The 21,249-nt window shown below is 73.4% G+C and carries 20 protein-coding genes; 14 read left to right on the plus strand and 6 right to left on the minus strand.

The genetic code is table 11. The features are described 5' to 3' along the window. Positions 1-30 precede the first annotated feature (30 nt). Both AB0C87_RS33030 and AB0C87_RS33035 read right to left on the minus strand, forming a co-directional pair. Positions 31-642: a 2'-5' RNA ligase family protein gene (locus AB0C87_RS33030; RefSeq protein ID WP_345185161.1), complete on the minus strand. Its 612-nt coding sequence runs from the start codon at positions 640-642 to the stop codon at positions 31-33. Between the two features lie 131 nt (positions 643-773). Next, a complete protein-coding gene (locus AB0C87_RS33035) occupies positions 774-1,364 on the minus strand; it encodes a TetR/AcrR family transcriptional regulator (protein WP_360581115.1) in 591 nt (196 codons plus the stop codon). Positions 1,365-1,449: 85 nt separating this feature from the next. Here AB0C87_RS33035 and AB0C87_RS33040 point away from each other — a divergent pair, with 85 nt between their 5' ends. Next, positions 1,450-2,445, plus strand: a complete 996-nt coding sequence (locus AB0C87_RS33040) for a hypothetical protein (RefSeq protein ID WP_353831063.1) — start codon at positions 1,450-1,452, stop codon at positions 2,443-2,445. 142 nt (positions 2,446-2,587) lie between these two features. Beyond that, positions 2,588-3,847, plus strand: coding sequence for a hypothetical protein (locus AB0C87_RS33045; protein WP_345185080.1), 1,260 nt, complete (start codon positions 2,588-2,590; stop codon positions 3,845-3,847). 144 nt (positions 3,848-3,991) lie between these two features. Here AB0C87_RS33045 and AB0C87_RS33050 read toward each other — a convergent pair whose 3' ends face one another. Then, positions 3,992-4,804, minus strand: a complete 813-nt coding sequence (locus AB0C87_RS33050) for a hypothetical protein (RefSeq protein ID WP_360581117.1) — start codon at positions 4,802-4,804, stop codon at positions 3,992-3,994. A gap of 174 nt (positions 4,805-4,978) precedes the next feature. Between AB0C87_RS33050 and AB0C87_RS33055 the strand changes: the two genes are divergently transcribed. From AB0C87_RS33055 to AB0C87_RS33080, 6 genes are all read left to right on the plus strand, one after another. After that, positions 4,979-6,169, plus strand: coding sequence for a histidine kinase (locus AB0C87_RS33055; RefSeq protein ID WP_345185074.1), 1,191 nt, complete (start codon positions 4,979-4,981; stop codon positions 6,167-6,169). A 55-nt stretch (positions 6,170-6,224) separates the two neighbouring features. After that, the gene (locus AB0C87_RS33060; protein WP_345185071.1) at positions 6,225-6,974 is read left to right on the plus strand and encodes a LytTR family DNA-binding domain-containing protein; all 750 of its coding nucleotides are present in this window, start codon (positions 6,225-6,227) and stop codon (positions 6,972-6,974) included. Between the two features lie 86 nt (positions 6,975-7,060). After that, positions 7,061-7,369: a DUF485 domain-containing protein gene (locus AB0C87_RS33065; RefSeq protein WP_329096165.1), complete on the plus strand. Its 309-nt coding sequence runs from the start codon at positions 7,061-7,063 to the stop codon at positions 7,367-7,369. Then, entirely contained in the window at positions 7,366-9,096 is a 1,731-nt protein-coding gene (locus AB0C87_RS33070) for a cation acetate symporter (RefSeq protein WP_345185065.1), read from the plus strand. Before AB0C87_RS33065 ends, AB0C87_RS33070 begins: the two co-directional genes overlap by 4 nt. Before the next feature lie 157 nt (positions 9,097-9,253). After that, entirely contained in the window at positions 9,254-9,607 is a 354-nt protein-coding gene (locus AB0C87_RS33075) for a DUF485 domain-containing protein (RefSeq protein WP_345185063.1), read from the plus strand. Next, positions 9,604-11,214 carry a cation acetate symporter gene (locus AB0C87_RS33080; protein ID WP_345185061.1) on the plus strand — a complete coding sequence of 537 codons (1,611 nt, stop codon included), beginning with the start codon at positions 9,604-9,606 and terminating at the stop codon, positions 11,212-11,214. The genes AB0C87_RS33075 and AB0C87_RS33080 overlap by 4 nt, the downstream gene beginning before the upstream one ends. A 138-nt stretch (positions 11,215-11,352) precedes the next feature. Here AB0C87_RS33080 and AB0C87_RS33085 read toward each other — a convergent pair whose 3' ends face one another. Further along, positions 11,353-11,937: a DUF2867 domain-containing protein gene (locus tag AB0C87_RS33085; protein WP_360581120.1), complete on the minus strand. Its 585-nt coding sequence runs from the start codon at positions 11,935-11,937 to the stop codon at positions 11,353-11,355. Between the two features lie 118 nt (positions 11,938-12,055). Here AB0C87_RS33085 and AB0C87_RS33090 point away from each other — a divergent pair, with 118 nt between their 5' ends. Beyond that, positions 12,056-12,598: a helix-turn-helix domain-containing protein gene (locus tag AB0C87_RS33090; protein ID WP_345185056.1), complete on the plus strand. Its 543-nt coding sequence runs from the start codon at positions 12,056-12,058 to the stop codon at positions 12,596-12,598. Positions 12,599-12,602: 4 nt separating this feature from the next. Here AB0C87_RS33090 and AB0C87_RS33095 read toward each other — a convergent pair whose 3' ends face one another. Further along, complete coding sequence (locus tag AB0C87_RS33095; RefSeq protein WP_345185053.1) at positions 12,603-13,160, minus strand: maleylpyruvate isomerase family mycothiol-dependent enzyme; 558 nt, start codon at positions 13,158-13,160, stop codon at positions 12,603-12,605. A 71-nt stretch (positions 13,161-13,231) separates the two neighbouring features. On the opposite strand from AB0C87_RS33095, the gene AB0C87_RS33100 reads away from it, so the two are divergent. Genes AB0C87_RS33100 through AB0C87_RS33110 form a run of 3 tightly spaced genes read left to right on the plus strand, consistent with a single transcriptional unit; the run spans position 13,232 to position 16,908 of the window. Beyond that, a complete protein-coding gene (locus AB0C87_RS33100) occupies positions 13,232-13,834 on the plus strand; it encodes a TetR/AcrR family transcriptional regulator (RefSeq protein ID WP_345185051.1) in 603 nt (200 codons plus the stop codon). Between the two features lie 57 nt (positions 13,835-13,891). Continuing rightward, the gene (locus AB0C87_RS33105) at positions 13,892-15,253 is read left to right on the plus strand and encodes a hypothetical protein (protein WP_360581123.1); all 1,362 of its coding nucleotides are present in this window, start codon (positions 13,892-13,894) and stop codon (positions 15,251-15,253) included. Positions 15,254-15,276: 23 nt separating this feature from the next. Then, on the plus strand, positions 15,277-16,908 hold the full coding sequence (locus tag AB0C87_RS33110) for a hypothetical protein (protein WP_360354434.1): 1,632 nt from the start codon (positions 15,277-15,279) through the stop codon (positions 16,906-16,908). Here AB0C87_RS33110 and AB0C87_RS33115 read toward each other — a convergent pair. Next, complete coding sequence (locus tag AB0C87_RS33115; protein WP_353831070.1) at positions 16,898-18,187, minus strand: SDR family NAD(P)-dependent oxidoreductase; 1,290 nt, start codon at positions 18,185-18,187, stop codon at positions 16,898-16,900. The genes AB0C87_RS33110 and AB0C87_RS33115 overlap by 11 nt on opposite strands. Before the next feature lie 120 nt (positions 18,188-18,307). Between AB0C87_RS33115 and AB0C87_RS33120 the strand changes: the two genes are divergently transcribed. Beyond that, the gene (locus AB0C87_RS33120) at positions 18,308-19,252 is read left to right on the plus strand and encodes a hypothetical protein (RefSeq protein WP_345182879.1); all 945 of its coding nucleotides are present in this window, start codon (positions 18,308-18,310) and stop codon (positions 19,250-19,252) included. After that, a partial coding sequence (locus AB0C87_RS33125; RefSeq protein WP_360581126.1) for a hypothetical protein occupies positions 19,249-21,249 on the plus strand: 2,001 nt, incomplete at its 3' end. The genes AB0C87_RS33120 and AB0C87_RS33125, both read left to right, overlap by 4 nt.

Raw genomic sequence — 21,249 nt, forward strand, 5'->3', positions numbered from 1 at the left:
GCCGATGCCCGGCCGGACCCCGGCCGGGCGTCAGCCCAACGCGACCTCTGCGAGCGGCTCCCACCGGTACAGGTGGCCGTCCCGAACCTGGGCGACCAGATGCGCGGAACCCACCCGCAGGGGCACCGGCTCGGGCTGCGCATGGAGAGCGTCGACGATCGGGGCGGCGGGCCCGTCGGCGTTGCTGTAGGCGACGGAGACATGCGGCGTCCAGCCGGGCTCACCGTCGAGCGGGTGCACCCCAACGGTCTCGGCAGCGGCCTGGCGCATCGCCTCCCGGACCGGGTCGAGCCCGCGCTCCGGACGGATGCCGAGCGCCACCCCTTCGCTGTGCACCCACAGCCGCCCGACCTCCGCCTCGACAGGCGCGAGCGCACCCAGCCGGCGACCGACGCCCGCGACAAGCGCCTCGACCTGCTCGCGAGGGATCTCGTCCTCGAACCCGACGATCTGCGTGGTCATGTGCACCCATTCGGCCGGTATGAGATCCAGCCCGTCCACCCCGGCGAGCATGTCCTGGTACCGACGAACCAGGTCCAGGACCCGAGGCTGCGCGTCCGGCAGGATGTGCCAGAGCAGCATCCGCCGCCCAGGCCGCATCCCCGGCAGCCACCACCAGTGGTCGGACATCCGTTCGGGCATCGACTCCACAGCCCCTCCAAAGCGCTCAGCGCCAGCATGCCGGACCAGGCGCACAGGCAGGCGACCCCGGCCGCCGGACCCCGGCCTGGTCAGTCGGTGGGGTGAGGTGCTCCCCGCCACGGCGAGTGGCGTCAGCGGCGGGGCGCGGCGGCCAGGCAGCTCGTGATCAGGTCGGTCAGCGCGTCGGTCGCTTCGGCGGCGGTCGTGCGCCCGTGGGTGAGTTCGGCGGCGATCGCCTCGGCGGCGCCCAGTGCGCCGGCGCAGCGCAGCCGGAGCGCCTGGGCGCCAAGGCCGGAGTGGGGGGCCAGCGCGTCGGCCATCAGGTCGATGTAGTCGTCGAGCAGTTCGTGCTGGACCGCTTCCATCTCCGGGCTGCCCTTCAACGCCGCCGAGACCGCGTTGAGTTCCGGCATGGCCGTGGCGCAGGTGAGGTAGGCCCGGCTCATCAGCCCCGCGACCTCGTATGCGCCAGGCCCTGCTTCCGTCAGTGCCTGCGTCAGCGCGGCCCGGTGTTGCTCGTCGAGCCGCCGGTAGAGCGCGATGAGAAGCCCCTGACGGGTGCCGAAGTGGTCGTACACGATCGGCCTGCTCACCTCGGCGGCCTCAGCCAGCGTGACCAGGGTCAGGCCGTCGGCCCCCCGGTCGCGGACGATCGCCGTCGCCGAGTCGAGCAGTTGCTCCCGCCTGGCCTGTTTGGACAGCCGGGTCGTTGGCGCCCTCATCGTCCTCCCTTGCGTCACGGCACCAGCTTAGGCTACAAAGTGTAGGCTACAAAATGTAGCTTAGGTGAGTGAGAGGACTCCGCAGATGAAGCAGCCGGTTTTGATCATGGGCGGATCGGGTCAGGCGGGTTCGGACACCGCTGCCGTCCTGCGGGAGTGGCATCCGGATCTGCCCCTGGCCATCGCGGGCCGCGACCTCGACCGCGCCCGGAAGGTCGCCGACGGACTCGGCAATGCCACCGCCGTCACCCTCGACCTTCAGCGTCCCGACCTCGGCCTCCCCGCCGAGCAGGACTTCTCCGCCGTGGTCGCAGCCGTGCGCGACTCCCGCCTGTACGGGCTCGGTTACGCCCAGGAGCGCGGCCTGCCCTACCTCAGCATCTCCAGCGGCCTGGTCGGCATCGCCCCGGAGGTCGTCGCCGGCGCCCAGCGGGCGAGTGCCGCTCCGGTGCTGCTGGCCAGTCACTATCTGGCCGGCCTCGTCGTCCTGGTGGCCCTGGACCTGGCCCGGGAGTTCGGGCGGCTCGACGCCGTCCGGATCGCGGCCGTCCTCGACGACCAGGACGCCGGCGGACCGGCGGCGCTCGACGACCTGGAGGGCCTGGCCGCCGTCACCTCCGCCGGACTGGTGCGGCGGGACGGGGCCTTCACCTGGGTCTCCGGGGCAGAGGCGGAGGTGGGTGTGCCCGGAATCGACGGTGTCGTGCTGCCCGGCCGGCGGATCGCCGTCCTCGACGTCCCGAGTCTCGCCCTGGCCACCGGGGCGGGTGACGTCCACTTCGACTTCGCCGTCGGCGCTTCGTCCGGCCGCAGACGCGGCGGGGCGGCTTCCACCGAGGTCCTCATCGACCTGGAGGGAACCGGCCCGTCCGGCGACCCTCTCCACACCCGCCGCCACCTCTTCCACCCCGCCGGCCAGCGCCCCCTCACGGCCCTCGGCATCGCCCTCGGCGTCGAGCGGCTCCTCGGCCTGCGCGGCGAACCCGCCGGCCCGGGCCTGCACACCCCCGAAGCCCTGCTCGACCCGGCCTTCACCGTCGAGCGGATGACGGCCATCGGAACCACTTTCGCCACCGTGTGACGCTTTGGGGGGAAGGACCGGGAGGCTTGCGTAGCGGGGGTTCGGGTGGGGCTGGATACACCCCCTGAGGGGTCTTTGTTCACCGGCCTTCGGGTGTGTAGGTCGATGGTGTGGAGGTGCCCGCTTTCCTAGCGTCGTGGGCATGAAGATGAGCTTCGTGAGCGGGCGCATTTCGCGGGTTCTGCTCGGTACCGCGCTGGTCGTGTCGGGGGCGGGATGCGCCGCGCGGTCCGGGGGGCATGCCGCGGCCGCGGCCGGGCGGTCGGACGCGGACGCCGGCGGCGGGCGAGGGACGGTGGTGTCGGTGACGCCGGTGGTTCGCATGTCGCGGGCACAGGTACGCGACTACCTGGGCGACGAGGGGTTGACGTCTCCGCCGCGCAGTGGGGTGAGCGGCTTCAAGGTCCTCTACCGCACCGTCTCGGCGACCGGGCGGCCCACGCTCGCCAGCGGTGTCGTGGTTCTGCCCAGCGACACCACCGGGACGTTGCAGGCCGTCAGCTTCACCCATGGAACCCACGCCGGCCGCAGCACCGCCGGTTCGGTCGCCGCGGACGGGCAGAGCAGGATCGCGGCGGTCTACTACGCCGCCGCCGGATACGCCGGGGTCGCCCCCGACTACCTCGGGCTCGGCGAGGGGCCCGGTGCGCATCCCTACCTGGACGCCGAGTCAGAGGCGTCCGCGTCGCTGGACATGCTCCGCGCCGCCCGCGACGTCGCCACCCGGCAGGGCAGAGGCTTGGAGCGGCGGGTGCTGGTCACCGGCTTCTCGCAAGGGGGTCAGGCCGCCATGGCGCTCGGACGCCAACTGCAACGCGGCGCCGACCCCTACCTGCGGCTGGGCGCCCTGGCCCCGGTCAGCGGCACCTACGACCTGCGACGCGCGCAGCTCCCGGCCTCTCTTTCCGGCGACTCACTGGACCCGCGCGTGTCGGCGTTCAACCTCGCTTACGCCACGGTCGCCTGGAACCGGCTCCACCACCTGTACAAGGACCCCTCGGAGGTCTTCCAAGCGCCCTACGACACCACCGTGGAGCAGCTCTTCGACGGCAGCCACGATGAATCGGACATCTTCCCGCAGCTTCCCGCAAGCCCCGAGGAACTGGTGACCCCGCGCTACCTGCACTGGCTCAAGCAGCCTTCGGGGGCCCTGCTGCGGGCGATCCGCGCCGCTGACGGCACCTGCGACTGGGCTCCGGACGTCCCGATCCGGCTGTACGGCGCGTCCGGCGACGAGCAGGTCACCTACGGCAACACGCGCAACTGCGTCCGCGCCCTGCGCGCCCGCGGCACCCGGCCGCAGGTGGTCGACTACGGCACCGGCAGCGGCACCGACCACTTCGCCACCCTCCACCGCGCCCTGCCCGACACCCTCCACTGGTTCCGCGCGCTTCCGGCCTAGATCTGCCGGGAGAGAAGCAGTGAGGGCCCGGCGTGCGCCGGGCCCTCTGCTGTTCGGGAGCGGCCGCCGTGCGGCGGCCGCTCCCGGTTGGTGACCGCCGCCCGTGGTGCAGGAGTTCTCCTCAGGGAGGACGGTGCTCTGGGTCTACCAGGGAGGAACCATGCCGAAGACGACCTGGCCTCCATGGCTGATGTTCGCCAGGTCCGATGCCAGGCCGATGGTGGCGACACCCTCGTCGTGGACACTGACGTTGCTGTGGCCGAGGACCTCCGCGATGAAGATCCGGCCCCGCACGCCGACGTAGACCCGGCTGTTGCCGAAGGCCCTGCCGAGGTGGACCTGGCCTTCGTTGCGGACCTCGACGCGGACGCGGTCGGCGACCTCGCAGATGACGGCCTGGGCGTTGGCGACGTGGATCCGCGACGCTCCGGACAGCCGGCCGATGGCCGCCCGGCCTCCGTTGACGACGGTGACCCGCGTCTTCCGCCAGGTGGCGGAAAGGGCGCCGTCGCCGGACACCTCGCCGACGATGGCCAGGCCTCCGCTGACGCGCAGGTGGCTCTGGACGGAGACCTCGCCGATGATGGCCAGGCCGCCGCTGACATCGACGAAGGTGTTGTCGCGGATCTCCTCGATGAGAGCCCGGCCGCCTTCGACCAGGACGGTGGCGCAGCCGAGGACCTCGTCCACGGTGAGCCGGCCGCCCTCGCCGACCGTGGCGAGGGCCTGGTCGGAGATCTGGCCGATGGTGACCCGTCCGTGGGCGCTGACGCGGGCGGAGCAGCAGACCGCGTCGATGGTGGCCTGGCCGCCGCGGAAGACGGTGACGTGGCCCGAGTGGAGAACCTGGCCGATGGTGGCCCGGCCGCCGTCCAGGACGGCGACGGTGCCGCTGACGGCCCAGAGGTCCACCCTCTCTCCAGGGCGGACGACGATGCTGAATTGACTGAGATCCATTTCGATCCCTCGTGGTGTTGTTTGTTTTGCGCCCTGCTGATGCGAAGGCACTGGAGATGACGATATAGACCTCCAGGCCCCGCGACGGTGTCCGCCGGCGGGAATCCCGCGGCCGCCGGAGACGACGGCTCCCTGCCGGGCCCGCGTGCGGAGCACCCGGCGTAGGTTTGGCGGATGAGTGTGGCCTTTGCCGTTGTCGCGACGTTGGTCCTTACCTGGGTGCCGGCGTTGGTGTGGGGGCGGCGGCATCGGCGGCGGGGGGACCTCGGAGGGCCGGAGCGGCGGGCGACCTTCGAGACCCTGCACACCGCTTCGCGGGCCGCGCCGGCGTTCCGGGGCGGGTTGACGGAGCAGGGGGCGCAGAAGGCGGCCCGGCATCTGCGGGCGCTGCTCGGGTGCGAGGCGCTCGCCATCACCGACGGGGAGCGGCTGCTGGCCTGGGACGGGGAGCACGACCACCACGCGGTGGACGGGCCCGGGCACGCCGAGGCCACGCGGGGGAACGGGCGCACGCAGGTGCACGACGTGGAGTGCGACCGGCTCGACTGTCCGATCCGGAGGGTCGTGGTCGTGCCGCTCGCCACCGACGACCGGGTGGTCGGGACGCTGGCCGCCTACGGGGAGGACGTTCCGGCGGGGTTGATCCGCGCCGCCGAGGAGGTCGCGCAGTGGGTGGACGCCCAGCTCGAACTCGCGGAGCTGGACCATTCGCGGACGCTGCTGATGGAGGCGGAGATGCGGGCGCTGCGGGCGCAGATCTCGCCGCACTTCATCTACAACTCGCTGACGACGATCGCCTCGTTCGTCCGGTCCGATCCGGAGCGGGCGCGGGAGCTGCTGCTGGAGTTCGCCGGGTTCACGCGGTACTCGTTCCGGCGGCACGGCGACTTCACGACGCTGGCGGAGGAGCTGCGGTCGATCGACCGGTACCTGCTGCTCCAGCGGGCCCGGTTCGGCGAGGAGCTGCGGGTGACGCTGCGGATCGCGCCCGAGGTGCTGCCGGTGGCCGTGCCGTTCCTCTGCCTGCAGCCGCTCGTGGAGAACGCCGTCCGGCACGGGCTCCAGGACCGGTCCGAGCCCGGGCTGATCACGATCATCGCGGAGGACGCCGGGTCCGACTGCGTGATCAGTGTGGAGGACGACGGGATCGGGATGGATCCCGAGGACGTCCGCCGCCTGCTGTCGGGGGAGCGGCCCGAGCCGTCCGCCGACGACGCCGCGGGGATCGGGCTCGCCAACGTCGACGCGCGGCTGCGGCAGGTGTACGGGGACGAGTACGGCCTCGCGGTGGAGACCGGGCCGGGCGCCGGGACGAAGGTCACGGTGCGGGTGCCGAAGTACCGGCCCGGGGTCACGGCCTCTTGACGCCCGGTCGCTCCTTGACTGGAATGTGGCGGACGGCGTGGGAAGGGACGGTGCGGTGACCCTGCGTGTCCTGGCGGTGGACGACGAGGCGCCCGCGCTCGACGACCTCGTCCACCTGCTGCGCGCCGACCCGCGCATCGGCGAGATCGACACCGCCCGGGACGGGGCCGCCGCGCTCCGCAAGCTCGACCGGGCCCTCGCCGAGGGGCGTCCCGTCGCCGCGGTCTTCCTCGACATCCGGATGCCCGGCCTGGACGGCACCGTGCTCGGCCGCGTCCTCGCCCAGTTCGCCCGGGCCCCGCAGATCGTCTACGTCACGGCCTACGAGGAGCACGCCGTCGACGCGTTCGAGATCAAGGCGACCGACTACATCCTCAAGCCGGTGCGGCCGGAGCGGCTGGCCGTGGCGATCCGGCGGGTCACGGAGGCCGTCGGGGAGGACGAGGCCGCGCCGGGGCCGCCGGAGCCGGAGGCCATGCCGGTCGAGCTGGGCGGGGTGACCCGGTTCGTCACGCCGGGGGAGGTGCTGTACGTCGAGGCCCAGGGCGACTACGCGCGGCTCCACACCTCCGGCGGCAGCCATCTGGTGCGGATCCCGCTCGCCGCGCTGAGCGAGCGGTGGAGCGGCGCCGGGTTCGTCCGGGTGCACCGCAGCCATCTCGTGGCGCTGGCGGCCATCACGGAGCTGCGGCTCGACTCGGGGCGCTGCACGGTGGTCGTGGGCGGCGCCGAGCTGCCCGTCGCGCGGCGGCATGTGCGCGAGTTGCGGGACCTGCTCGTACGCCGGGCGAGGCGGTCGCCCTGAGCGGGCCGGACGCGCGGGACGCCGCGCCCGGGCGGACGCTGGTCACCGGGCCGCGGACCCGGGCCGTCCGGCGGCCCCGGTACCCGGTGACGCGGGAGATCGACGAGCAGACCGGGCTCGGCGAGGCCTACATGCGGTCGCTGGTGCGCGCCCAGTGGCGGCTCGCGGCCCGGCTCTGCCTGGTCCTCGCGGTGGTGGTGCTCGGCCTTCCGCTGCTGTTCGCGCTCGTCCCCGCGGTGCGCGAGCAGGAGGTGCTCGGGCTGCCGCTGCCGTGGGTGCTGCTCGGCGGGCTGATCTACCCGTGGTTCGTCGCCTGCGGCTGGTGGTACGTCCGGCAGGCCGAGCGCAACGAGGACGACTTCGCCGACCTCGTCGACCGGGCCGACCGGCCGTGAGCGCCGCGTACGGGCTGGCGGGCGTGCTGCTGGTCGTCGTCGCGACCATGCTCGTCGGCGTGCTCGGGGTGCGGATCTCCCGCACCACGTCCGACTTCTACGTCGCGTCGCGGACGGTGACGCCGCTGCGCAACGCGTCCGCGATCGGCGGGGAGTACCTGTCGGCGGCGTCGTTCCTCGGCATCGCCGGTCTGATCCTCGCCTACGGCGCCGACATGCTGTGGCTGCCCGTCGGCTGGACGGGCGGGTACCTGGTGCTGCTCGTCCTGGTGTCGGCGCCGCTGCGCCGCTCCGGCGCCTACACGCTGCCGGACTTCGCCGAGGCGCGCCTGGAGTCCATGGCGGTGCGCCGCGCCGCGAGCGTGCTCGTGGTGCTGATCAGCTGGCTGTACCTGCTTCCGCAGTTCCAGAGCGCCGGGCTGGTGCTGCGCACGGTGACGGGCGCGCCGGTGTGGACGGGCGGCGTGCTCGTCGCGGTCGTCGTGGCGGCGAACGTCCTGGCCGGCGGGATGCGCAGCGTCACGATGGTGCAGGCGTTCCAGTACTGGCTGAAGCTGACCGCGCTCGCCGTGCCGCTGGTGTTCCTGCTGATGGCGTGGCGGTTCGACGGCGCGCCCGGCCTGTCGTCGGACGTTCCGCCGCGGTTCGGCGACCGCACGACCGTCGCGGTCGGCATGGCGGTCACCGTGGAGGTCACGGCGCCCGTCCAGGTGACCGTGGACGGGCGGGTGGACGGCCGCGCCTACTCCGGCTTCCCGCTCGCGCTGGGCCCCGGGCCGCACCGCTTCGACAAGGACACGTCCGTCACGTTCCCGGCGGGCGCCGACGTCCCGCACGTCAGCGGGCGCCCCGCGACCACCGGCCGGGAGTGGGCGCTGCCGCTGGACGGGCGCGACCACTCCCTCTACGCCACCTACTCGCTGATCATCGCCACGTTCCTCGGGACGATGGGGCTCCCGCACGTCCTCGTCCGCTTCTACACCAACCCGGACGGCCGCACCGCCCGCCGCACCACCGTCGTGGTGCTGACGCTTCTCGGCGCGTTCTACCTGCTGCCCGCCCTGTACGGGGTCCTCGGACGCCTCTACACCCCCGAGCTGCTGATGACCGGGCGCGCCGACGCCGTCGTCCTCACCCTGCCCGGACGGCTCGTCGGAGGCCTCGGCGGCGACCTGCTGGGGGCGCTGGTGACGGGCGGGGCGGTCGCGGCGTTCCTGTCGACGTCGTCCGGCATCACCGTGTCGGTGGCCGGAGTGCTCGCGCAGGACATCCTGCGCGGCGGCGTCCGCTCGTTCCGCGCCGGGACGCTGCTCGCGCTCGCCGTCCCGCTGGGGCTGGCGATCGCGGCCCGGTCCCTCGCCGTCGCGGACGTCGTCGGGCTGGCGTTCGCCGTCGCCGCGTCCACGTTCTGCCCGCTGCTCGTCCTCGGCGTCTGGTGGCGGCGGCTCACCGTGCCGGGCGCCCTCGCCGGGCTCGTCCTCGGCGGCGCGCTCGCGGGCACCGCGGTGGTGGTGACGATCGCCGCCGGGCCGCCGGCCGGGCTGCTCGGCGCGCTGCTCGCCCAGCCCGCGGCCTGGACGGTCCCGATCGCGTTCACCGTCATGATCCTGGTGTCGCTGTGCACGCCCGGCCGGGTCCCGCGCGGCGTCGCGCGGATGATGGTGCGGCTGCACACCCCGGAGTCCCTCGACGTCGACCGGGGCACGTGGCGGCCCAAGCGGGTGTGACCGTTCGTCGCGCGAGAGCGACCGTTCGGCGACGGAGGCGGCCTTTGGCCGACGGTGAACGGCGGCTGGTCGCAGCCCTGCCCCCGACCCCTCGTCCGCCACCAGCAGGATCTTTACGGTTGCGCGTGACCGGCGTCACAACCGAGGAGGGGTGGGCGTGTCCGTCGACAAGAGCGCCCCCGGCACCGTCTATGAACGGTTCCAGGGCAGCACGGAGTTCCAGGAGCTCCGGCGAAGATTCCGCCGATTCGTGTTCCCGATGACCGCGGCGTTCCTCAGCTGGTACCTGCTGTACGTCGTCCTGTCGGGGTGGGCGCGCGACTTCATGGGCACCGAGCTGTTCGGGGCCGTCAACGTCGCCCTGGTGTTCGGGCTGCTGCAGTTCGTCTCCACCTTCCTCATCGCCTACCTCTACGCGCGGCACGCCGAGCGCCGCCTCGACCCCGTCGCCGACGGGATCCGCGCCCAGATCGAGGCCGAGTCCTCCCCGGCCGCGGAGGAGGCCAAGTGAGCAACGAGACCCTGTCGATCATCCTGTTCCTGGTCTTCGTGGCGGCCACCCTGGCGATCACCGTGTGGGCGAGCCGCAACACCCGCAACGCCACCGACTTCTACGCCGGCGGGCGGTCGTTCTCCGGCCTGCAGAACGGCATGGCGATCGGCGGCGACTACATGTCCGCCGCGTCGTTCCTCGGCATCGCCGGGCTGATCGCCCTGTACGGCTACGACGGGTTCCTGTACTCGATCGGGTTCCTCGTCGCGTGGCTGGTGGCGCTGCTGCTCGTCGCCGAGCTGCTGCGCAACTCCGGCCGGTTCACGATGGCGGACGTGCTGGCGTTCCGGATGAGCCCCCGCCCGGTCCGCACCGCCGCGGGCGTCTCCACCATCGTCGTGTCGATCTTCTACCTGCTGGCGCAGATGGTCGGCGCGGGCGCGCTGGTGTCGCTGCTGTTCGGCTTCACCAGCGACTTCGCCAAGGGCGCGACGATCGCGCTCGTCGGCGTGCTGATGATCGTGTACGTGGTGTTCGGCGGGATGAAGGGCACCACCTGGGTCCAGATCGTCAAGGCCGTGCTGCTGATGACGGGCGCCACCCTCATCACGCTGCTGGTGCTGGGCAAGTTCGGGTTCAACCTGTCCAGCCTGCTGAACGACGCCGCCGACCAGAGCGGCAAGGGCGGCGAGTTCCTGGAGCCGGGGCTGCGCTACGCGACCGAGAAGCAGGGCCTGGAAGGCAAGCTCGACCTGATCAGCCTCGGTCTCGCGCTCGTCCTCGGCACCGCCGGGCTGCCGCACATCCTGATCCGCTTCTACACCGTCCCGACCGCCCGCGACGCCCGCAAGTCGGTGCTGTGGGGCATCGGCATCATCGGCGTGTTCTACCTGCTCACCCTGGTCCTCGGCTTCGGCGCCGCCGCGCTCGTCGGGTCCAAGGAGATCGCCAAGGCCAACCCGGCCGGCAACACCGCCGCCCCGCAGCTCGCCCAGCGCATCGGCGAGATCGTCTTCGGGGACGCGGGCGGGACGATCCTGCTCGCGGTCATCGCGGCGGTCGCGTTCGCGACGATCCTCGCGGTCGTGGCGGGCCTCACGCTCGCCTCGTCCTCGTCGTTCTCCCACGACCTGTACGCCCACGTGTTCAAGAAGGGCAAGGCGTCGGAGCGGGACGAGGTCCGCGTCGCCCGCATCTCCGCGTTCGTGATCGGCGCCGTGGCGATCGTCCTCGGCATCTACGCCCAGCGCCTCAACGTGGCGTTCCTGGTCGCCCTCGCCTTCGCGGTCGCGGCGTCGGGGAACCTGCCCGCGATCCTGTACAGCCTGTTCTGGAAGCGGTTCAACACCACCGGCGCCGTCTCCGCCATCTACGGCGGCCTCGGCTCGGCCATCTTCCTGGTGGCGTTCTCGCCGGTCGTGTCGGGCTCGGAGAAGGCCCTGTTCACCGACTCCGACTTCAGCTGGTTCCCGCTGGAGAACCCCGGGATCATCTCCATCCCGTTCGGCTTCCTGTGCGGCTGGATCGGGACGCTGCTCAGCAAGGAGTTCAACGCGGCCAAGTACGCCGAGATCGAGGTCCGCTCCCTCACGGGCGCGGGCGCCGAGCCGGCGGGCGAGCACTGACCGACCCGAGCACCGACCGACCCGAGCACTGACCGACCACTGTGAGCCGCCGCGCGGGCGGGCGTCGCCCTCCCCCGCGCGGCCCGCGGCCCCGTCCCCTTCTGCCCCCGCGGGGACGGGGCCGCACCATGCCCGGCGTCAGGCCGGCGCCGTCTCGCGGGCCTTCCACGCACGCCCGATGGTCCGCATCAGCGCCGGGTACACGAGGGTGTACCGGAACGGCAGGATCGCGGCCATGTAGGCCTTCCCGAGCAGGCCGTTCGGCTTCACCAGGACGGCCATCTGGGCGCGGTGGCCGCCGGAGCCGTCCGGGACCCAGCTGAGGTGCATCACGCCGTGCACCGTCCGGTTGGCCATCTCGGCCGCCCACTCGTCCCCGGTCAGGTAGAGCGGCCGGAACGGCAGCGAGCGGGGGGCGGGACCCGCCGGGCGGCCGCGCAGATCGTCGGGCAGCCGCTCGCGGAGCGACCGCACCCGCCCGTCGAGCCCGGAGTCCTCCCCGTCCCAGCCGAGCAGCCGCCCGAGCCGCCAGCGGACGGCGAAGAGCACCCCGGCGACGCCGGGCAGGTGGTTCTCGCTGGAGGTGATCTGCTCCAGGAGCTTCGGGAAGTCGTCCGGGCCGCCGGCGGCGGGCAGGGCCCACACGTCCTCCAGCCGGAAGTCGGGCGCGATCTCGTGGATCCGCCAGGGACGGTCGGTGTGCGCGCTCGCCGGGAGCTTCATCGCCAGGCCACCTCCTCGGTCGGCGGACGCGCCGTCGCGCCCGCCTCGCACTCAAATATACGCCACCGTATGAATCGTCCCCGGGAGGGGGAGGCGATAATGGGCCATGCCCGCCGTCATGCGCACCCCACGCGAGAGCTGGATCGAGCAGGGCCTGAAGGCCCTCGCCGCCGGCGGGCCCGACGCGGTCCGGGTCGAGGCCCTCGCCCAGGCGCTCGGCGTCACCAAGGGCGGCTTCTACGGCCACTTCCCCGACCGCAGGGCGCTGCTGGCCGCCATGCTCGACCACTGGGAGGCGCGGTCCGTCGACGACCTGCGCGACCGGGTCGACCGCGAGGGCGGCGACGCCCGCGCGAAGATCCGGCGGGCGGGCATGCTCACCCGGGCGGGCGACCTGCTGCACATCGACCTCGCCATGCGCGACTGGGCCCGCCGCGACCCGGACGTCGCCGAGCGCGTCCGCCGCGTGGACAACCAGCGCATGGACTACCTGCGCGAGCTGTTCGGCACCTTCTGCTCGGACCCCGACGAGGTCGAGGCCCGCAGCATGCTCGCGTTCTGCCTCCTGGTCGGCAGCCACTTCCTGGCCGCCGACCACGGCGCCCGCACCCGGAACGAGGTCGTCGAACGCGCCGGCGCCCTCCTGCTCGGCGACGCCTGACCCCTCACACCGGGGGAGACCAGAGCGGGTCGCGGCCCAGGAGGGCGGCGATGTTGTCGATCGCGGGGCGGGACGGGTCCTCGGCGAGCGGCGGGCGGTAGGCGCCGCCGGGCCCGTTGAGGGGGCTGCCGGGCGCGGTGTTGGCGCGGGCGAGAGGCAGCGCGGCCTCGGCGATCCGGGACGGGACGGCGGCCGTGGTGCGGAGCGCGCGTGCCAGGTCCCAGCGGTGGACCAGCATGTCGACCGCGTGGATGCCGAGCACCCATTCGGTGGACAGGGGGCCCAGCCGCGGCATGGTGACGGTCTCGCCCGCCCGTTCGAGCACGGCGAGGCAGCGGGCGGCGACCAGGGCGAAGTCGTCGCGCGGGTCGCCGGCCGGTTCGAGGGGCGGCAGCGCGGTCCGTGCGATGGCCTCGTGGCGCTCGTTCATGTGGCGGACCAGGTCGGTGACCGTCCATCCCTCGCAGGGGGTCGGGGCCTCCATCGCGGCGTCGGGGATCAGCGCCACGTCGTGACCCGTGAGGGCCACGGCCGTGGCGTCGAGGCTGAGCAGGTCGGTCATGCGGCGTCCCATCGTTGCCGAACGGTCGTTCGCCAAAACCATAGCGTACGTCCGTTCGCTATCCTGGCGGCATGTCTCCTCGTCACTCGGCGGCCGAAGCGGCCCGGACGCGCGAGCGGATCGTGGGCGCCGCCGTGCGGGACGCCTCGCGGTTGGGCCTGGAAGGTCTGACGGTCGGTTCGCTGGCGCAGCGGCTCGGCATGAGCAAGGCGGGCGTGGTCGGCCCGTTCGGGTCGCGCGAGCGGCTCCTCATGGCCGCGCTGGACCAGGCCTGCGAGGTCTTCCGCGCGGCGGTGACCGGCCCCCTGGAGGGCCTGCCGCCCGGGCCGGAGCGTCTCGGGCGGTTCATCGACGGGTGGGTCGGCTACCTGGCCGACTGCCCGTTCCCCGGGGGCTGCTTCATCACGGCCGCCACGTCCGAGCTGGACGGGCGGCCGGGGCCGCTGCGCGACCGGCTGCGCGAGATCGTCGCGGGCCACCGCCGGGCGCTGGCGGCCGAGGTCGCCGCCGCCCAGGCCGCGCTGCCGGGCCCGCACCGTCCCGCGCAGGAGGTCGCCACCACGCTGACGGGCCTGTCGATGGCGGCCAACCAGGAGATCCAGCTGCTGGACGACCCCGCGGCCGCCGCCCGCGCGCGGGCTGCCATGCGCCACGCGGCGGGGCTGCCCGCCTGAGCCCCGGTAGTCCGTAAACCGGTGGAACCGGGCGCGGGTTGCCGGGAAGGTGGGGGCGTGGGGTACGGAGAGATCGGGCGGCCGCGTGCGCCGGTCGTCGAGCTGGCCGACCGGCGGGCGCTGGAGCGGTGGCGGCCCGCCGACGCGGAGGTCGTCGAAGCGGCGCGGCGGCTGAAGGAGCGGGCGCTGCTCGAACTGGGGATGACGCACAGCGCCGTCGCGTCGTGGCTGTTCAGCAAGTGCCACCACCAGGTGCCGACCACGGCGGTGGACACGGCGGCCGTGGTCGCCTCCGGGGACGGCTCCTGCCTCCTCCTCTACAACCCCGAGTTCTTCGTGGGGATCGGGAGCGAGGGCGTGCGGTTCGTCCTGTTCCACGAGGCCCGGCACCTCGTCCAGCGGCACCTCTTCGCGGACGCCGACCTGCGGAGCGACCCGGTGTTCACGCTGGCGTGCGAGGTCACGATCAACCATGTCGCGATGGTCCGGCTCGGCGGCGGGCTGCCCGAGATCGGCGGCGAGCCCGTGGGCGTCTCGCCGCGCGGCGTGTACGGGTCCTACGCCGAGGACCTGCGGGGGCAGGGCGTCGAGCCGCTCCCGTTCGAGGAGTGGGTCGAGACCGACATGAGCGTCTACCGGGAGCTCGGACGGATGCGGAACCCGCCGGGCGTCGGGCGGGCCGTCTGCATCCACGTGCTCGTCGACGCGCTCGACCAGGAGACCGCCGGACGGGTCGGGGACGACGTGCTGCGGAGCGTGCTCCTCGCGGCGCGGCGGGGCGACCGGGTGGCGCGCGACGAGCTGCTCGACCTCCTGCGGCGCACCGAGGGGGCCTCGGAGGGCGTCGACAAGATCTGGGGCGACCTCGGGGCGCACGCGCTCCGGGGCGCCACCTCGGCCACGCGGCGGGTGGAGTGGTGGCAGCGGTGGCTCATGGACGTGCTCGCCTCGAAGCTGGAGGAGGGGGAGCGGCTCGTCTACCCGAAGAAGCGCGGCGCGGTGCTGGCGGCGCTCGGGCACGAGCCGATGCTGGCGCGGCGCGGGCCGCAGCGGGTGAAGTCGCTGGTCATCGCGCTGGACACGTCCGGGTCGATGCCGGACGGCCTGGTGGAGTGGCTGGGCGAGCTGGTCGGCCGGATCGACAGGGCCGAGGCCGAGTGGGTCGCCTTCGACGCCTCGGTGAAGCCGTTCCGGCCCGGCGAGCCGCTCCGCGGCGGGGGCGGGACGGACTTCGACGCCGTCCGGCGGCACGCGGAGGGACGGGACGAGCCCGCCGACGCCGTCATCGTGGTGACCGACGGGTACGCCGACCCGATCCTCCCGGCGGACCCCGGGAAGTGGATCTGGCTGATCACCTCCGGGGGCGACGAGTGGCCGGAACGGCGCGGGATGGCGTGCCATCGGGTCCGCCAGGGGTGATCTTTCGGCTACGGTGACGGCTCATGGCCCCCCACCCCAGGACCCGCGCCCGGAACATCGCCCGCTGCACGGCCGGCCTGCTCCGGTTCGCGACGCCCGGCGAGATGGACGCGCTGCTCGGCCATCTCCCCAAGAGCCGCGTCGAGGTCGCGATGCAGAGCTACGGGAGGCCGAACCGGGTCGTCATCGAGGCGCTGCTGCGCCGCGGCCGGCCCAGCGACCTGGACCTGCTCGTCCAGCACGCGGTGCTCGCGGGCGACCCGCCCGAGCTGCTGGGACGGCTGCTCGACCTGGACGACCCCGAGGTCAACGCGACGCTGCTGACCGCCGAGAGCGCGCTCGGGCGCATCCCGCGGAACCTGCGCCGCCAGCTCGCCCACCAGACCTCCCGGCGTGACGGCGTGACGCCGCTGCCGCTGCCCGCCGAGGTGCGGCGGACCCTGCTGTCCACGCGGGGGCAGGAGCCCCTCGACCACGCGCTGCTGTGCGCGGCCGACCCGGACCTGGCCGGGGACGCGCTGCTCTACCTCGGCGCGGGCGCCGATCCGCACGGCGCCGTCCTGGCCTGCCGGACGCTGCTCGACGCGGGCCGGCGGCACGAGGTCCGGCAGCTCGTCGAGGACGGCCGGCTGCCCGCGTTCCGCTGGGGACCGGAGGACTCCGAGCCCAGCGTGCTGGCGTACGCGCAGGCGGCGCTGGCGAGCGCGGAGGGGGAGCGGCGGTTGCGGGAGCTCTCGGAGCGGGTGCGCCGGCCGGAGTTCCTCCGCTCGGTCGCCGAGATCGCTGACGTGGACGGCTGCGAGCCGTGGCGCGGCGCGCCGCTCGTCCGGACGGTGGTGAACCGCCGCCATCCCTGCGTCCCGCGCGTGGGCTGGGACGCGGTGCTGGCCGACGAGCCGCGCCGCAGGGCGGCGGAGGGGCCGTTCCCCCTGCGCGCGGCCCGGTTCGTGGCGAGGCGCACCGATGCCCCGCTCGACCTGGTCCGGATCGTCGTCGCCGACCATCCGGACCTGGCCGCCCTCCTGCCCGACCCCGCGCCCGAGGTGCTCGCCGACCTCGCCGGGGCCGGGGCGGGCGCGGACGTCATCGTCAAGGTCGCCGGGAACGGCTTCGCCGCCGGGACGCTGACCGCCGAGTTCGTCGCCGCGACCCTTCCGGAGGCCGCGCTGCGGGCGGTCGCCGAGACGCTGTGGATTCCGGGGATGCGCGGCACGGCGCAGGTCAGGGCGCTGATCGGGCTGGACGGGGACGTCACCCTGGCGCCGGCGTTCGTCGACGAGACCGGCCACGGGCGGACGCGCCGCCTCCGCGAACCCGGCGTGCGCCGCCACTGGGACCCCGTGCTCGCCTACGGCGAGGCCGCGGGCCGGCTGTTCACGACGGGCCGGGACGTCACCGCCGACGCGGTGCTCGCGGCGGTGGACGTCGACGCCGTCCTCGCGGCGGTGGAGGTCGAGCCGCTCCTCGGCGAGGTCGAGGGCGTGCCCGATCCGCGGGTGCTGCGCCGCCTCGCCGAGCACGTCGACCGGCATCTCGGCGGCCGTCCCGAAGCGTGGATGGTGGCGCTGAAGCTGCTGGAGGACGGGTTCGTCGGCACGCTGCCCGAGCTGCTCGCGACCGCCGGCGCCGTCTCCGGCCCGGCCGTCACCAGTTGACGACCCGGTAGTCCTTCAGCAGGCAGCCGCTCGGCGGGTCGCCGTCGCGCTCGCCGCGCACGATCGGGTGGTAGATGCGGGCGGCGGCGTCGACCACGTCCAGCGGCGGGCGGAACCCGGCGGCGGTCCGGCGCGCCCGCGCGGGCTCGGGCTGCTGGTCGGTGAACCAGCCCGGGTCGACGCTGGTGACGTGCACGCCGTGCTCGGCCAGCTCGGACGCGGTCGTGCGCGTCAGCATGTTCAGCGCGGCCTTCGCCATGTTGGTGTGCGGATGCTCGGCGCCCTTGTACACGCGGTCGAACTGCCCCTCGACGGCCGAGACGTTCACCACGTACCGCCGCGGATGCCGCGAGAGCTCCAGGAGGGGACGCAGCCGCCCCAGCAGGACGAACGGCGCCGTGACGTTGATGAGCTGCACCTCCAGCAGCTCGACCGGGTCGACCTCGTGCACCAGCCGGGTCCAGGAGTTGACGGGGGACGGGTCGGGGAGCAGGCCCGCGACGTCGACCGCTCCGGCCGCCAGAGGGACGGGAAGCGCGGCGGGCGCGGGCAGCGCCGCGAGCTCCTCGCCCGCCAGCAGTTCGGCGTACGACTCCGGCGGATGCCGCAGCGTCTGCGCCGCGAGGTTCACGAGGATGTCGAGCGGCTCGCCGGTCTCGACGAGCGCGTCGCACCACCGTACGAGGGACGGGAGGTCCCGCAGGTCCATGCCGACGACCGTGAGGCGGTCGCGCCAGTCGTCCCGGTCGGCGACCTCGGCGAAGCGGCGGCGCGCGTCGGCGGGGAACCGGGTCAGGGCGGTCACGGCGGCGCCGTCCCGCAGCAGCTTCAGCACGAGCTCGAACCCGGCCTTGACCCGCCCGCCCGTGACGATGGCGCGGCGTCCCGCCAGGTCGGCCCGCGCGTTCCGGTGCCGCCGGTGCTCCCGCGCGCACGGCGGGCAGAGGCGGTGGTAGAACGCGTCCGCCTCCCGGAAGTGCGCCTTGCAGACGTAGCAGGCGCGCAGCCCGCCCGTCACCGTCCCGGACGGGACGGCCTCGCGCGGCGGTTCGGCGGGCGCGCCCTCGACGCGTCCCGCCGCGCCGGTGGCGGTCGCCGCGAGCATGCGCGCGTCGGCCGCCGCGCGCCGCCGCCGGGCCTCCGCCCGCTCGCGCTCCCGGGTCCGCCGCACGAACGCGCCCGCCGCCGCCCGCACCCGCGCCACGTCGGGGTCGCCGTCCGGCGCGTCCGCCAGTTCCGCCAGGACGCGCAGGCAGGTCCGCACATCGTCGTCGCGCATGCGCGCCATTAAAGACCCGCGGACTCCCGCCCCGCGACATCGCCCATCAAGATCACAAAACGGCCCCGTCGCGCCCGAACCGTGAGAAGTCTGTCGCTCCCCGCTGTTAGCGTCCGTCCAATGAAGGCTGCCGATCTTGAGCAGACGCTTCGGGACGACCCCGGCGACCTCGCCTCCTGGCGCCTCTACGGCGCCCGGCTGCGGGAGCGGGGCGACGCCCGGGGGACGCTCATCGAGCTCCAGCAGCGCCGCGACCGCACCCGCCCGGCCGATCGCGAAGCTCTGGACCGTGAGATCGCCGCCGTCGTGGACGAGCACCAGCGGAGCTGGGACGCGGCGCTGCCGGAGGGCGCGACCGTCCTGGAGCGCCGGTACGGGTTCGCCACGAAGGTCGCCGTCGAATGGTCCGACAGCGCGCCCGTGACGATCGAGCAGGTCATGCAGGCCCCCTTCGTGACCGCGCTTCGAATCGCGCCCTCCGAGACCCAGGAGCGGGACGACTACGAATGGGGGGACCCGTCCGAAGCCGCGCTGCCGGTGCCGGCGCCGTCCATCGACACCGGCGCCCTCGCGACGCTCGACCTCGGCCGGCTCGTCGAACTCGATCTGTCGTACCTGCGCATCGGCGCCCCCGGTGCCGAGGCCCTCGCCGTCTCGACGTACTTCCGCTTCGAGGCGTCCGGCGCGGGCGGCTTCGGCCCCTCGGCGGGGAGCGGGCGAACCGAGATCCTCGACCTGCGGTACTGCCGCGTCGGGGACGCCGGCCTGGCCGCCCTCGCGGCGTCCCAGGGCTTCGCCGGCGTCCGCCGCCTGCACCTCCAGCGGAACCTGCTCTCCGCCGAGGGGCTGCGCGCGCTGCATCCTCTCGCCGGACTGGCCGAGCTCGACCTGCGATACAACGAGATCGGCGCGGAGGGGGTGCGGGCCCTTCTCGCCGCGCCCTTCGTCGGCTCGCTGAAGAGGTTGCTGCTGTACCGCGACGACGTCGGAGAGGCCGGCGCGAAGATGCTCGCGGACGCCCCCCACCTCCCGCCCGGACTGCGCAGCTACTGGAGGAACGTGTGAGCATCGAGCTCCGCGACGGCTTCTTCGCCCTGTCGAACGGCCGGGCCCCCGCCGAAGAGGCCGACCGCTACCGCGCCCTGGTCGACGCGACCGACACCGAGCCCGTGACGACGATCGACGGGCTGGCGGTCGGCTGGCATCCGACGGCGAGGTTCAAGGCGGTGCGCTTCGTCGACGCCGAACGCATCGACGCCGGTGTGCGGGATCTGTTCGCACGGCCGAGCGAGAACGCGCCGTACCTCGCCGCGGTCTTCGTCGATCCCCGCGAGTTCTCGTTCCGCACGTTCGAGAACATCCTCCCGCTCGACCACCGGTTCGCGGACGTCCCGCTGGAGTTCGAGCTGGCCGGGCGCGACGAGGTCGCCGAGGGCGTTCAGGCGTTCTCGCTGCGGCTCCCCGGCGCCGCCCGGGCCTGCCTGGAGCAGCTCGACTCACTGGACCTGTACGTGCCGCCGCTCAACGCGGGCTCGCGGGGCGGCGACCGGTTCATCTTCCACTCGGCGCTGCTGGCCGAGGCCCTCACCGGCGCGGTGACCAGGGCGATGCCGCGGTCGGCCCTCGACGGCTTCTCGCACGTGAACCCGGTGTTCCGCTGCAACCGTTTCGAGCCGGGCGACGCCGGCTTCCACCGCCACCTGGACACCCCCTACTACGACGCCTCGCGCCGGCACGTCTCCCGCTACACGGTGCTGCTGTACCTCACCGGCGGTTCGGCCGATCCCGCCCTCGCCCTCGAAGGCGGCGCCGCGATCGGGACGATCGATCCCTTCACCTGCGTGATCTTCGACCAGCGGTACGAGCACGAGGGCGCGCCCTACCGCGACGGCCGCAAGGTCTTCCTGCGCACCGAGCTCGTCTTCACCGATCCGGACGTCGCGCACGATCCCGAGATCGGCGCGCTGTTCAGCAAGGCCTGCTACCTGACCGGCGAGAGCGTCTTCGCACCGGAACTCGCCCGCCATGCCGACGCCTACTACAACCAGGTCGCCGCCGCGCACTGGAACGGCCTGACCACCGGCGCCGGCCGCGAGCCCTTCGTCCACAAGCGGTTCCGCGGTGTGCACTTCGTCGCGAACGGCTATGACTTCTGGTTCGCGAAGAGCGACGAGACGACGCTCGCCGAGTGCGCCGCCATCACGCTGCTCGACTACTTCAACTGCAAGCTCGGCGACAGGGCCTTCCGCACCCTGTGCGACGCGGAGGTGATCGAGGCCGACGGCACGGACTGGATCCCGGCCTTCCTCAGGGACAGGCGCGGTGGTCCGGCGGTCGTGCCGTTCGACAAGTCCATGCTGTTCCCGGATCCGGAGGCGCCCTGCAGCGAGGACCTGCCCGACTGCGCTTGCCTGATCTGCAGCGGTAGCGTGATCGGCCCCTATTTCGAGAGCGCGCGCAACGCGGAGATCATCAAGCACTACACGCGCGCACAGGACTCCGCGAAGGCCGACGTCATGCCCGCGCCCGTCCTGATGCTCGGCGAGGACGTCCATCTCGACCCGGACATGTTCGTCGTCGAGGGCAACCGCATCCACGTTCTCGGCAAGGAAGCGCCGGCGCCGGTGAACTTCGCCGCCTGCCAGGGCGGCCCCCGCTTCCCGGACGCCAAGGACTTCATCGCCTCCGCGGCCGAGGTCGGCGTGGCGCACTTCCTCGTCCCGCCGATCCTGTTCGCCGACTCCGCCGACACCTACCACCTCAAGTTCGACTTCTTCCGCAACACCTGGATGGTGAAGCACGAGCAGTCCACCGTCTCCGTGCCGATGATCCGTCCGTTCGACGAGGACGAGATGGGCTACGAGTACGAGTGCGAATGCGGCTGTGACTGTGACTGCGGTTGCGACGAGGACGAGTGCCTGTGCGACGACGACTGCGAGGAGTGCGGCTGCGGATGCGCCGAAGAGGATGACGAGGACGGCGAGGACGGCGAGGACGCTCGTCGCGACCACACGACCGATTATGCGCCGCCTCACGCTAACACCCAGGCCCGCAAACCCACA

This window comes from Actinomadura sp. NPDC048021, from assembly GCF_040653135.1.
Classification (GTDB): domain Bacteria; phylum Actinomycetota; class Actinomycetes; order Streptosporangiales; family Streptosporangiaceae; genus Spirillospora; species Spirillospora verrucosospora.